Genomic DNA, 13,500 nt, shown 5'->3' on the forward strand with positions numbered 1-13,500 from the left:
GCATCGAGTATACGATGCTAGTATTCTAATATAGTCTCTTCCAATGCTTTTCTAGTCTTTGTAAAACGTTCTGTATCTGCAGGATTCTTCGCATACCCTAAGCATAAAACATTCACTGGGATAACGCCTTCTTTTAAACCACAAACACTACTAAGCTTTACTGGATCAAAGGAACAAACCCACAAACTTCCTAGTCCTACTTGTGTCGCTTCTAACATCATGTGTGTAGTAACAATGCTCGCATCAATTACACCCGCATTCATTTCATCATAACCACGAACCCAAGCTTCTTTTGTATCTGTACACACAATCAAAGCCATAGGTGCACCATGGAAGTTAATCGCACCATCAAATTTTTCCATGTCTTCTTTGCGTACGATACAAATGCGCTGACTCTGTCGATTCGCCGCAGTAGGGGCAATTCTTCCCGCTTCTAAAATAAGTTGTAGTTTTTCATCTTCTACTGTTTTATCTTCATAATCACGTACTGCATAACGTGTTTTTTCTAATGTTATAAAATCCATAACGTTCTCCTAACGATAGAGGTTTACTCTATGTTGATCATCTTCTCGGATATAAGATGAATAAAACTCTTGTACTGCTTTTATCATATAGTCGATATCTTTACATCCTGCTGTTTCATAACTGGAGTGCATCGCTAGTTGAGCCAAACCAATATCAACGGTATGAATAGAAACATGTGCAGTAGAAATATTTCCAAGGGTAGAGCCACCTTGCATATCGGAACGATTTGCAAAATATTGAAGTGGTACTTCTACACGATTACAAATTGCTTGAAACAAGCCCTTACTTAATGCATCTGTTGTATATTTTTGATTCGCATTAAACTTCACTACGATTCCCTCGTTCATATACACTGCGTGATTCGCATCGCTTTTCTCTGGGTGATTTGGGTGAAGGGCATGTGCATTATCCGCCGATAACATAAAACTGTTCGCAAATGCACAACGCAATTGTTCCTCACTATATCCTAAGCAACGATTGATTCTTGTAAGAACATCAAATAATAAAGTAGAATCTGCGCCCTGTTTTGTACCGGAACCAACTTCTTCGTTATCAAAACATGCGTACACATTTATATTCTTAGGATTCTTGCTATGTAGAAATCCTAACATCGTAGTATATGCACATTCCAAATCATCTAGTTTAGGAGCGGATATATAATCCTCTTCACTCCCCCAAATACTAGGATGGTTACGATTATACAAATACAAATCATTTCCAAGAATATCCTTAGCATCCACTTGCAATTCTTTCGCTAGTACATCTAAGAACGTTTCTTTTTCTTTGTTAGTTCCACCATATAGAGGTAACATATCCACTTGAGCATTGTATTTATACCCACTGTTAATTTCACGATTCATATGTATAGCAACATTAGGAATCAGTACCATATCCTTTTTAAAATCCACAAGTTTCACAACACATCCTGCATCTGTTTTTACAAGTGCTCTTCCCGCAATAGACAAAGGACGATCCATCCAAGTAGAGGCAATCATTCCTCCATACCCTTCAGTATTTAACTGTGTATATTTTCCACGTACATCTAAAAATGCATTCTCTTTTAATTTATAAGTTGGGGAATCACTATGAGAGGCACAAATTTGAAAACTATATTCCTCTTGTACTTCTTCTCCTATTGTAAAGGAAATGATACTAGAACCATTTCTGATTACGTAATACTTTCCACCTTTTTCTAACTTCCATTGTTTGCTTTCAAACAATTGTACAAATCCTTCTTTATGAAATTCTTTTCGTAATTCTTCCACTGCATGAAAACAGCTTGGGCTGTTTTGAATAAACGTCATGAAGTTACTGATTGTCTTATTACTCATCTTAAGACCTCCCATTTTCTTCATTATTATACCACGTTCCATATCTTTTTTTGATGAAAAAGCACAATAATATAGGCGATTATATAGATACAAATTCCCCATCCCCATATACTGTAAGGAAAGGAGGATGTACAATGAACACAATGTTAGCCCCACTACAAATTGGAAGTGTAGGAATTGGCGTAAATAAAATGCAAGGATATCTAAATATATTTCAAGAAAAAGGTATCATCACTACGAAGTTAAAACTGGATGGTGATTATGGACCAAAAACAGCTAATGCGGTACGTGAGTATCAAGCACATGCTAGATTACCAATCACTGGTCAGATCGATAATACAACTTGGAGTGCAATTGTGAATGAATTGCGTGATTTGGGAGTTGTAACAAATATCCCTGTATCTTCACGTTCTTTCTATTTAACAAAAGGTAACCAAGGTCTTGAAGTGTATAAGATGCAAGAATACCTTAATGAAACAGCCGCAAAGAACAGTTGTTTGCGTCCTGTACCAATGGATGCTATGTATGGTGATCGTACAGCAGCTGGTGTGTCTCAATTCCAGTATTTATATGATTTGATTATTGATGGAAATATTGGGAAAGCTACTTGGGATGCCATCGTAAATACTCGCAACGGCTTCTAAACAAACATGTTTTGGGCAGATACATTTGTATCTGTCATACATAGGAGTTGCAATTCACTAACAACTGCTTTATACTACAAGAGATTCTATAAATCATAGAAACAAATAGTTTTATAAGAAAGAGGGTAATAACATATGTCAACCATTCAATGGAACCCAGACAAACAAATTCTAGCTGGTACAACTCTGCGCGATCATACAAAAGCAGAAAACAATAACATGGCACTTCATGTAGGAGGAAATCTTACACAAGTGATCGAGAATCGAAAAGCACTTAGTGATACCTTAGGAATCGATATTAAGCAGTGGGTATTTTGCCAACAAACCCATAGTGATCATCTTCATGAGGCAACAAGTAACGACATGGGAAAAGGAAGTATACAATATATAGATGGCATTGCAGATTGCGATGCATTATATACAAAGGAAACAAATCTTGCGATAGGAGTCTTTCATGCAGATTGTGTACCAGTATTATTATATGATCCATATACCAATATCATTTGTGCCATTCACAGTGGATGGCAAGGGACTGTCAAAGAAATCACTCGTAAAAGTCTTTCCTATCTAGTTACACATGAAGGAGTCAATCCAAGTCACGTACAGGCTTATATTGGCCCTGCAATTGCGTTTCATAGCTTTGAAGTAGGACAGGATGTCATAGATCAAGTAAACGCTATGAGCTTCGATACAAGCCCTTATATCATCTATCATGAAAACGGAAAAGCTTTTGTAGATAACAAAGGATTAAACTATCAAATGTTACTGGACTTAGGAGTACCAAAAGAACAAATACGTATTAATCCAAATGACACCTTCTTAAACAATGATGCATTCTTCTCTTATCGTAGAGACCATGCATGTGGTCGTCATTTATCTTATATTTTAAGAACAACGAACAACGAATAAAGCAGATATCTCTCAAACTGAATCACCGAGAGATATCTGCTTTTTAATATATAAACGCGTCTAAATTCTATTTTTCTATACGATTCCTATATCATATAGAAGTAGTCACATGATAATTTGCTTTACCTTTGGCTTTCACTAAATATAAAGCACTATCTGCTAAACGATATAGATTATAGAAATCTTGACTATCGCTTGGAAATAACGAAATACCAGCACTTGTTGAAATGGAAACCATTTCACCATCACAAGAAATAGGTTCACATAATAACTCTGTAATTGTTCTACCAAAGAAATCGGAGGATTTAAATTCATACCCAAGCTTCGCATAAATCATGAACTCATCTCCACCAGCTCTACCAATCAACACATGATCATTGGAAAGTTGTGCTAATCTTCTAGAAATCTCTTTTAGCACATAATCTCCTACAACATGTCCTTTCGTATCATTTAATCCCTTAAAATCATCTATATCTAAGATACATAATGCATAAATCGAATTATCATTCTTATGGTTTTCTATAGACTGACGAATTTCTTCTTCAATGCTCTTCTTATTTAGAATTCCTGTTAATCCATCCGTTTTTGATTGAATTAACAATTCTTCTTTTGTCTTTTTTGCTTCATCGATATCGGTAATTCTACCAATTACAGATACGGAGTTACCCGCAAGTGCATCTGGTTCTGTAAATAAAATAGAAACCCAGAAATATCCTCTATCTTCAGAATAGTAACGAACCTCAATCAATGGCGGTTGTATTCCTTGATGCATCAATTGAATAGCTTTATCTAATTCTTGACGATCTTCTGGGAAAATAGATGCTGTTTCTGATAACATATCATCTTGTGGATTACGACCAAATAAATCTTTATAATTTTCAGAGAAAATGATACGATCGCTTGCGAAATGATATTCAAACATAACGTCTCCCCATTGTTGAGAAGCATTTTGAATACGTATAGCAAAATCCTTTGCATGATCTTTTTGTTCATCCGTAATTGTATCCGTGATATTTACCACACTGGAATACCATCTTTGGATACCATCTTCTTCTGGTGGATATAATTTCGAAATCGTTTCTACCCAAATTGGATGTCCATCCTTACAAGGAGAACGGTATCGTAAGGTTACGATATTGCTTGTTTTCACCTGTTCTAATACATCCGACACAATAATTGGGCGATCTTCTTCTTGTACCATATTGATATATTTTCTATTAAACATCTTCTCTAAATCTTTTTCGTCATATCCGAGTAAGGATAAGAAGGCTGGAGACATATAATCCAAATCAAAATCTTCATTGTTTTGAACACATTTAACCCCAACTGGTATATTTTGTAGTATCCGTTTATATTTCTTATATTCTTTCTCAATGGATAACTGTTTCTTTTTCAAGTCATCTACATCTACAATGATCACAATAATACTAGGGTTTCCATCTGCTGCTTTTACAATATTACCAGTTCCCATAACCCAAATTGGCTTACCATCACTTCGTACAACACGAAACTCTGCAGTTACCGTATCCCCTTCTCCAAGTTGTCTTCTTATTTCCGTGTTTACATACTCAGCATCTTCTGGATATACAATACCTAATGCACGATTATTGAAACGAACTTCAATGTCTTGAGGAGTGTATCCTAACATTCTACGATATCCTTCATTACATGTAATAAAGGAAAAATTCTCGTCTAAAGCCACTTGAAAGATTCCACCAAACGCATTATTCACAATCACATCGGTTGAAAGTGGTTGTGTTGGCTTTAGCGCAGAATATGTTAAACTTTGTTCGTATTCGATAGAATTTTTATAAACAGTAGGTTTATCCTTTGTCATATTTGCGAAGTAACGTGCATGAAAATCTTCACTTTTCAAAGGACGGTCATAATAGAATCCTTGAAGCAATTCTGGTCCAAACTGTTTTACAATATCATTTACTTGTGCACTTTCAATACCTTCAACACAAACCATGATATTCATACTATGACACAATTGAATCAACTGTCTTACCAATGCTTGATCTGTAACATCATATGTCAGACGTTGTAAGAAACTCTTATCAATTTTTAATTGGTCCACCTTTAACATTTGGAAGACACTTAAGGAAGAATATCCTACTCCAAAGTCATCCAACGCAATTTTAATTCCTTGACTACGCAAGAAATTAAACACACTGTTTATCAATGCCATATCACTTACTCTACCAGTTTCAGTTAACTCTAAGGTGATCGCAGAAGCTGGTAAATTTTTTCTTGCAATCATCTTTGTGATTAGAAACTTAAACTCTACATCTTCAAATTGAAAACAAGAAATATTTAGATTCATGTGGAAGGACGGCATAATTTGTACCCATTCTTCACATTGTAACAATGCATTCTTTAACAACCATTTGTTTACTTCAAAAATTAAACCACTTTCTTCTAGAACTGGAATAAATTCATAAGGTGTTACTCCATCTGGAAAACTTGGATGTTCCCAACGTAACAATGCTTCACATCCAAACAATGTTTCATCCTTCGTTTGAATCAATGGTTGAAATCGCAAACTGAACCCAGCGAAATCATTAGAAACACTCTCTCGTAAGGAATCCAACAATAACATACGTCGTTGTACTTGATTACAAAGCGATGGTGAACAGATTGTTATTTGGCGTTTTCCACGACGTTTGGATTCAATATATGCAATTCTTACATTGCGATACAATTCATCTGAATCTCCTCCATCATCCGGATATTTAGAAACACCTCCAGAAACTGTCAAAGAAACAGCAATTTTGTCTATCACAATGGTCTCTTGCGCAAGCTCTTGAACACTATGGAACAAATCCATCAAAGTTGCCACATCTGCTCTTGATATAAAACCCCAAAACTATCTCCATCTAATCGATATAATTGTGCTTCTGTTGGAAGTAAATTTGCCAACCGATTCGCAAAATTGCTCAAGACCTTATCTCCAAATGCATAGGAATATAAATCATTGATTTGTTTAAAATCATCTATTCCTATTAATAAGATTCCCCATGGTATTGAAGACATGCTTATTTCCTTTAAAGAATCTCTGAAACTTGTAATATAAAGTAAGTTGGTAACAGGATCATAATGATTTTTCACTTCCACAAGACTAACAATTCCCGATAAAATAAATTTATCACGTGAAGAAGAAATCACCATACTTCCGTTGCATTGAACCCAAACATACTCATTATTTTTATCTTTAAAGCGAAAATCACTACAAAACTGTCCTGTGTGTCTTCTTTGTATTTCTTGACATTGCGCTTTAAAAGAATCGATATCTAACGGATGAATCAATTGACTCCAATCAAACCCTTTTTCTTCGATGGAAAAAACATCGAAAGAATTTGAAGACCAGCGAGCTTGATTCTCTTCAAAATCGTACAAAAAGAAGAATTGATTATTTGCTCTTGATAGATATTCGAAAATATCTATTTCCATTTCTCTAACAGTTGTTTTCATATTATATTCTCCCAGCTACTATAATTGATAAATCTTCCCATATTTTTTATGATTGCTTTTTTAAATTATATCATGTATTATCGATACATGAATCAAAATTCTTTTATTTTTCTTTTTAGTTTTAGAAAATCATTATATAATATGACTATGAATGAACATTTTTTAATCCCTGAGTTTGTTATTTCTATATTAGAATTCTTGCGTTCTCATAATGCGCAAGCTTTTCTAGTAGGAGGATGTGTACGTGATATGCTCATGCAACGTGATTTGCATGATTATGATATTGCCACCAGCGCAAAAGCGGAAGATATGCTCTCTTGGTTTATACAAGCTGGATACAAAGCTCTTCCAACAGGAATAAAACATGGTACAATCACCGTACTTCTTGATGAAGAACCTGTAGAAATAACAACTTATCGCATTGATCAATCGTATCAAAATCATCGCTCTCCTGACCAGGTTGTTTTTACAGCCCATATAGAGGATGATTTGAAACGACGAGATTTCACAATGAATGCAATTGCATATCATCCAGAAATGGGAATTATCGATCCATATCATGGACAAGAAGATATTCGTCAAGGTATCGTTCGATGTGTTGGAAATCCCATGGTGCGTTTTGAAGAAGATGCACTTCGAATGCTGCGAGCTTTGCGTTTCTCATCGCAACTTCAATTTGAAATAGAATTCAACACATGGAATGCCATCCAAGTTCATCATCAAGATTTGAATTATGTATCAAAAGAACGCATTCGTGATGAGTTCAATAAAATCTTGATGGCGAGTAAACCAAACACCTTACGCATGTTACGGGATGCAAACATACTCTTAGAAATCATTCCTGATTATGCATCTCTATACGATTATAAACAACCTACAAAATGGCACATATATGATGTCTTCACACATACAGATGTTGCCTTAAACCATACAACTGAGGATTCGTTATATGTAAAATTAGCCATTGTGTTTCATGATATAGGTAAACCATTATGTTGTACAATTGATGAACAAGGAAGTGCGCATTATAAAGGACATGCCCTGCAATCGCAGCGTATTGCACAACATTACTTAAAGGAACTGCATTACGATAACGCTACGATACAGCGTGTTTGTGATCTTATTTTATATCATGATTACTATGTGAAGCCAACACGAAAGGTGCTTCGTAAGTATCTTAGTAAGTTTTCCAATGATGTAGCTCTTGCTTTTGAAGCATTGGATGCACAAATCGCAGATAATCATGGAAAGAATCCAGAATTAGCACAAGCACTTATCGATAATGTTCTGGAGTGTAAAGCCATGATATCATTAATGGAAGAAGAAAAAGATATCCTTCATAAGAAGGATTTAGCATTGAATGGTCATGATGTTATGCGCTTAGGGTATACTGGCATAGAAATTGGAGAAGTTCTTTCTATGCTGTATGAATGGGTATTGGAAGATCCTACATGGAATACAAAAGAAGCTTTACTCAAACGATTACAAAAAATGAAATAATTGGATATGGGTGTTCAACTGGTTGAAATCAAACTCATATCCTTTTTCATTTCAAGTTTTCAAGTAAAAAGAAAAGAAGTTCTATTTCAGAACTTCTACGCTTTTTCAATATACTCTACGATTTTACTTCCCATATCACTACATGACATTTTTGTTTTGCCTACTTCCATGATATCGCCTGTACGATATCCATCATTTAAGACATCTTCTACAGCTTTTTCAATCATAGCATTTTCCGCATCCATATCAAATGCATACTTCAACATCATACCTGCTGCTAGAATGGTTCCGATTGGATTGGCAATGTTTTGTCCAGCGATATCTGGTGCAGAACCATGAATTGGTTCATACATTCCTCGCTTTGTTTCACCTAAAGAAGCACTCGGAATAAGTCCAATACTTCCTGTAATCATACTCGCTTCATCACTTAAGATATCCCCAAACATATTTTCTGTTACAACGACATCAAATTGTGCAGGATTCTTTACAATTTGCATGGCAGTATTATCTACTAACATATCTGTACAAGTTACATCTGGATATTCTTGCGCAACTTCATGCATTACTTTTCGCCACAAGCGTGAAGAATCTAATACATTTGCTTTATCTACAGAAATGACATTGCTGTTACGTTTTCGTGCAGTTTGAAATGCTGTGTGAGCAATGCGAGCAACTTCATGTTCGTAGTAACACATACTATCACATGCATACAATTCACCATTTACCATTTCGGTTTTCTTTTCACCGAAATACACACCACCAATTAATTCACGAACGACCATAAAGTCAATTCCATTTTCCACGATATCTTTACGTAGTGGTGATGCATCCGCAAGTTGTGGGAATATTTTTGCTGGACGTAAGTTCGCATAAAGACCCATTTCTTTACGAATGCCTAAAAGTGCTTTCTCTGGTCGAATGTTAGGATCTACATTGTCCCATTTAGGACCACCTACTGCGCCTAATAATACAGAATCACTCGCAAGACATGCTTGTAAGCTTTCTTCGGGTAATGATTTACCAAATTGATCAATGGCACATCCACCAGCGATAACGTTGGTATATGCAAATTCATGATTGAATTTCTTTGCGATGACATCTAATACTTTGACTGCTTCCGCTACGATTTCAGGACCAATGCCATCTCCTGGAATGACCGCGATATGTTTCTTCATTATTTGATTTCTCCCTTTTTGATTGCATTCATCAAACCATCATGTTTCATAATGTTTTGTATAAATGCAGGAAATGGTTGTGCTTGATAAGTTTCTTTTTTTGTTTTATTTACAATTTCACCAGTGTCAAAATCGATTTCAATTTCATCGTTTGCGCTGATGCGATTGCTCGCTTCTTCACATTCTAAAATTGGTAAGCCTATGTTGATTGCATTGCGATAGAAGATACGCGCAAAACTTTTCGCAATGACACAAGAAATACCACTTGCTTTGATTGCGATGGGTGCGTGTTCACGAGAAGAACCACACCCAAAGTTAAAGCCCGCAACCATAATATCGTTCACTTTTACATTCTTTACGAAATCCGCATCGATATCACACATACATTTTGCGGCCAATTCTTTGTGATCACTTGTATTTAAATAACGTGCAGGAATAATTACATCCGTATCTACGTTATCCCCGTATTTATGAACAAATCCACTTGTTTTCATGCTATTTACCTCCCTGTATCTCTGGTGCTACGATTTTACCTGCAATTGCACTTGCTGCCGCAACAGCTGGACTTGCAAGGTATACTTCGGATTCTACATGTCCCATACGTCCAACAAAGTTACGGTTAGTTGTCGCAACACATCGTTCACCTTCTGCTAAAATACCCATATATCCACCAAGACATGGTCCACATGTTGGTGTAGATACAATGCATCCTGCATTGATAAAGGTCTCTATATAACCTAGTTTTACACATTCCATGTAAATGCTTTGTGTCGCTGGAATAATAATTGCACGCATTCCTTTTGCTACATGTTTTCCTTCGAAAATTTCTGCCGCAATTTTCATATCTGAAATACGACCATTGGTACAAGAACCAATCACCACTTGATCGATGATAATATCTTCATCGATGCTTTCAACTGCACGTGTGTTTTCAGGAAGATGTGGAAATGCTACCGTTGGTTTGATAGAACTTAAGTCTAAATGGTAGATGTTATGATATTCCGCATCTGCATCTGCACGATATGTTTTATATGGACGATTAACTCTTCCATCTACATACTCGCGTGTTACATCATCGTATTCAAAGATTCCATTTTTTGCTCCAGCTTCAATTGCCATGTTTGCAATACATAAACGATCATCCATAGAAAGATATTGTAAACCAACACCGCTAAATTCCATCGATTTATACAATGCTCCATCTACTCCAATCATTCCAATGATATGAAGGATGACATCTTTTCCACTTACATTTGGAGATAGTTTCCCACGAAGATCAAACTTGATAGCTTCAGGTACTTTAAACCAACATTTTCCAATTACCATACCCGCTGCCATATCGGTACTTCCAACACCTGTTGAAAATGCATTTAAGGCACCATAGGTACAAGTATGGGAATCCGCACCAATAATACATTCACCAGGTCCTACAATTCCCTTTTCAGGTAACAAAGCATGTTCAATTCCCATTTCTCCAACATCGAAGAAGTTTTCAATATTTTTCGCATGCGCAAAGGTACGACAAGCTTTGCACTGTTGTGCTGCTTTTATATCTTTGTTTGGTGCGAAATGATCCATTACCATCGTTACTTTTCCTGGATCAAAAACTTCATGAAAACCAAATCGTTCAAATTCATTAATCGCAACAGGTGAAGTGATATCATTCCCTAACACCATATCTAAGTTTACTTCAATCAGCTGTCCAGCTGTAACTGATTCTAATCCTGCATGTGCAGCTAGAATCTTTTGTGTCATTGTCATTCCCATGTCTTTATCCTCCTACTTTGTTTCTTCTGCTCTTTTTTGTAACACAGCTCGATTGATACAAGAGAACAATGCTTTCACACTGGATGCGATAATATCTTCATCCAACCCTACACCCCATTGATGTTTCTGACGACAATCAATAATTTTTACGTAAGAAACAGCCTTAGACGAAGATCCTTTGCTCAACGCATGTTCTTTATAATCTAAAATATCAAATTGTAATTTAGTATTGTCACGTAATGCATTACTGATTGCATCCAAACGACCATTACCGCTACCTCCAATATCCATTTCTTCTCCATCAAAGGTAATGTTCAAACTACAAGTTACTCGATCGTCTACTTTTGTAAAGTAGTAATCGATCAATTCATATGGCATAGCCACATTCATATATTCCTTTTGGAATAAATCATTTACCTCATTTGGCAACAATTCTTTATGTTCATGATCCGATACATTTTTCATAAAGTATCCAACGTCTTCACGCATATCTTTTGGTAAATCGTAACCATAATACTCTTCCAACATGTATCCAATTCCACCCTTGCCAGATTGTGAATTGATACGAATAACATCCGTTTCATACACACGTCCAACATCTCTTGGATCGATTGGTAAATAAGGAACTGTCCAATGGCTTGGATCTACTTCATCCCGATAGTGCATTCCTTTCGCAATCGCATCTTGATGAGAACCAGAGAATGCGGCGAATACAAGTTGCCCTGCATATGGATGACGCATTGGCACTTCCATACGGCTCACTCGTTCATATACTTCAACAATATGTGGCATATTATGGAAGTTCAATTCTGGATCAATTCCATGTGCATACATGTTCATAGCTAAGGTAATGATATCTACATTACCCGTACGTTCTCCATTTCCAAACAACGTACCTTCAATACGATCTGCCCCAGCTAAAATACCAAGTTCTGTATCCGCAACACCACATCCACGATCATTATGAGGATGTAAAGATACAATCACATGCTCACGATATTTCATATGTTTACACATGTATTCAATTTGTTGTGCATAGATGTGTGGCATACTCATTTGTACTGTCACTGGAAGATTGATAATGACATTGTTTTCGGATGTTGGTTGCCATACGTCCAACACGGCATTACATACATCCAATGCATACTCAATTTCAGTCCCTGTAAAGCTTTCTGGAGAATATTCAAATCGATAATTTCCACCATCTTCTTCTGTTAACTTCTTAAGTAATTTCGCACCTTCTACTGCAATCTGTTTCACTTCTTCTCTAGATTTCTTAAACACTTGTTCACGTTGTGCAAAAGAAGTAGAATTATACACATGAATCACCGCGTTCTTTGCGCCTTTTACAGCTTCAAATGTACGACGAATGATATGTTCACGTGCTTGTGTTAATACCTGAATGGTCACATCATCAGGAATCATATGTTCATCGATCAATTTACGTAGAAATTCAAACTCTGTTTCACTAGCCGCAGGAAATCCAATTTCTATTTCTTTGAACCCAACTTCTACTAATAATTTGAAAAATTCAACTTTCTCATCTAGACTCATTGGGATGATTAAAGATTGATTTCCATCACGTAAATCCACACTACACCATTTAGGTGCTTTTTGAATATACTCTTTCTTTGACCATTCCATACATGTTTCTGGTGGTAAATAATACTGTCGTTTGTACTTTTCATAACCCTTCATAAAAGATCCTCCTCTTATAAACAAAAAAACTCTCATCCCATACAAGAGACGAAAGTTAACTTAACCTACGCGGTACCACTCTTATTGGCAGAATTCTGCCCACTCACATATCCAAACTACGAATACATTCTCACGATAACGTGTGAGTCTTCGGTAACGTTTACTTACACTATGTGCTTTCAGGTTACAGCTTACGGGTGAGTTTCCCTTATTCTCTGCACTGTCTTTCACCACACGACAGCTCTCTACACCAGCGGAATACAGGATAGTCCCGATCATTGCTTTTTGTTCTTATTCATAAGTTTATAGTATCTATCTTTAAAAGTCAATCCATTTGCTAGAGTTTTCATAACTTTTTATGATTCGTTTATGATAATGTCTTAAGTATCCACATTTGATTATGTCTTAAATACATATTACAATAGTACCTCATTGAATTGGAGGTACCTTATGAGAAAGGTTGAATTAAATATGCAT

At 36.0% G+C, this 13,500-nt stretch carries 11 protein-coding genes and 1 other annotated feature; of the genes, 3 read left to right on the top strand and 8 right to left on the bottom strand.

Annotated features, from left to right (window positions below; translation table 11 throughout):
• Nucleotides 1-17: 17 nt before the first annotated feature.
• Complete coding sequence (locus ACWG0P_RS08875) at nucleotides 18-524, bottom strand: nitroreductase family protein (RefSeq protein WP_455801415.1); 507 nt, start codon at nucleotides 522-524, stop codon at nucleotides 18-20.
• 9 nt (nucleotides 525-533) lie between these two features.
• On the bottom strand, nucleotides 534-1,856 hold the full coding sequence (locus tag ACWG0P_RS08880) for a M18 family aminopeptidase (protein ID WP_455801416.1): 1,323 nt from the start codon (nucleotides 1,854-1,856) through the stop codon (nucleotides 534-536).
• Nucleotides 1,857-1,990: 134 nt separating this feature from the next.
• Here ACWG0P_RS08880 and ACWG0P_RS08885 point away from each other — a divergent pair, with 134 nt between their 5' ends.
• Nucleotides 1,991-2,500: a peptidoglycan-binding domain-containing protein gene (locus tag ACWG0P_RS08885; protein WP_455790058.1), complete on the top strand. Its 510-nt coding sequence runs from the start codon at nucleotides 1,991-1,993 to the stop codon at nucleotides 2,498-2,500.
• 135 nt (nucleotides 2,501-2,635) lie between these two features.
• Nucleotides 2,636-3,409: a peptidoglycan editing factor PgeF gene (pgeF, locus tag ACWG0P_RS08890; RefSeq protein WP_455801417.1), complete on the top strand. Its 774-nt coding sequence runs from the start codon at nucleotides 2,636-2,638 to the stop codon at nucleotides 3,407-3,409.
• A 91-nt stretch (nucleotides 3,410-3,500) separates the two neighbouring features.
• Here pgeF and ACWG0P_RS08895 read toward each other — a convergent pair whose 3' ends face one another.
• Nucleotides 3,501-6,239, bottom strand: a complete 2,739-nt coding sequence (locus ACWG0P_RS08895; protein WP_455801418.1) for an EAL domain-containing protein — start codon at nucleotides 6,237-6,239, stop codon at nucleotides 3,501-3,503.
• Nucleotides 6,239-6,883, bottom strand: a complete 645-nt coding sequence (locus ACWG0P_RS08900) for a diguanylate cyclase domain-containing protein (protein ID WP_455801419.1) — start codon at nucleotides 6,881-6,883, stop codon at nucleotides 6,239-6,241. The genes ACWG0P_RS08895 and ACWG0P_RS08900 overlap by 1 nt, the downstream gene beginning before the upstream one ends.
• Nucleotides 6,884-7,030: 147 nt before the next feature.
• On the opposite strand from ACWG0P_RS08900, the gene ACWG0P_RS08905 reads away from it, so the two are divergent.
• Nucleotides 7,031-8,383 carry a CCA tRNA nucleotidyltransferase gene (locus ACWG0P_RS08905; RefSeq protein ID WP_455801420.1) on the top strand — a complete coding sequence of 451 codons (1,353 nt, stop codon included), beginning with the start codon at nucleotides 7,031-7,033 and terminating at the stop codon, nucleotides 8,381-8,383.
• A gap of 95 nt (nucleotides 8,384-8,478) precedes the next feature.
• On the opposite strand, the gene leuB is transcribed toward ACWG0P_RS08905, so the two are convergent.
• Genes leuB through leuA form a run of 4 tightly spaced genes read right to left on the bottom strand, consistent with a single transcriptional unit; the run spans nucleotide 8,479 to nucleotide 13,023 of the window.
• A complete protein-coding gene (gene leuB, locus ACWG0P_RS08910; protein ID WP_455801421.1) occupies nucleotides 8,479-9,558 on the bottom strand; it encodes a 3-isopropylmalate dehydrogenase in 1,080 nt (359 codons plus the stop codon).
• Nucleotides 9,558-10,052, bottom strand: coding sequence for a 3-isopropylmalate dehydratase small subunit (leuD, locus tag ACWG0P_RS08915; RefSeq protein ID WP_455801422.1), 495 nt, complete (start codon nucleotides 10,050-10,052; stop codon nucleotides 9,558-9,560). The genes leuB and leuD overlap by 1 nt, the downstream gene beginning before the upstream one ends.
• A 1-nt stretch (nucleotide 10,053) precedes the next feature.
• Nucleotides 10,054-11,325, bottom strand: coding sequence for a 3-isopropylmalate dehydratase large subunit (leuC, locus tag ACWG0P_RS08920; protein ID WP_455801423.1), 1,272 nt, complete (start codon nucleotides 11,323-11,325; stop codon nucleotides 10,054-10,056).
• 12 nt (nucleotides 11,326-11,337) lie between these two features.
• A complete protein-coding gene (gene leuA / locus ACWG0P_RS08925; RefSeq protein WP_455801424.1) occupies nucleotides 11,338-13,023 on the bottom strand; it encodes a 2-isopropylmalate synthase in 1,686 nt (561 codons plus the stop codon).
• 41 nt (nucleotides 13,024-13,064) lie between these two features.
• Nucleotides 13,065-13,311: a binding site (T-box leader), on the bottom strand.
• Between the last annotated feature and the right edge of the window lie 189 nt (nucleotides 13,312-13,500).

It is taken from the genome of Amedibacillus sp. YH-ame6 (assembly GCF_053848845.1).

Coding starts and splice junctions, on each gene's coding strand:
- ACWG0P_RS08895 (WP_455801418.1), bottom strand. CDS start 6,239: ATGGATTTGTTCCATAGTGTTCAAGAGCTTGCGCAAGAGACCATTGTG.
- ACWG0P_RS08885 (WP_455790058.1), top strand. CDS start 1,991: ATGAACACAATGTTAGCCCCACTACAAATTGGAAGTGTAGGAATTGGC.
- ACWG0P_RS08900 (WP_455801419.1), bottom strand. CDS start 6,883: ATGAAAACAACTGTTAGAGAAATGGAAATAGATATTTTCGAATATCTA.
- pgeF (WP_455801417.1), top strand. CDS start 2,636: ATGTCAACCATTCAATGGAACCCAGACAAACAAATTCTAGCTGGTACA.
- leuD (WP_455801422.1), bottom strand. CDS start 10,052: ATGAAAACAAGTGGATTTGTTCATAAATACGGGGATAACGTAGATACG.
- ACWG0P_RS08875 (WP_455801415.1), bottom strand. CDS start 524: ATGGATTTTATAACATTAGAAAAAACACGTTATGCAGTACGTGATTAT.
- leuB (WP_455801421.1), bottom strand. CDS start 9,558: ATGAAGAAACATATCGCGGTCATTCCAGGAGATGGCATTGGTCCTGAA.
- ACWG0P_RS08905 (WP_455801420.1), top strand. CDS start 7,031: ATGAATGAACATTTTTTAATCCCTGAGTTTGTTATTTCTATATTAGAA.
- leuC (WP_455801423.1), bottom strand. CDS start 11,325: ATGGGAATGACAATGACACAAAAGATTCTAGCTGCACATGCAGGATTA.
- ACWG0P_RS08880 (WP_455801416.1), bottom strand. CDS start 1,856: ATGAGTAATAAGACAATCAGTAACTTCATGACGTTTATTCAAAACAGC.
- leuA (WP_455801424.1), bottom strand. CDS start 13,023: ATGAAGGGTTATGAAAAGTACAAACGACAGTATTATTTACCACCAGAA.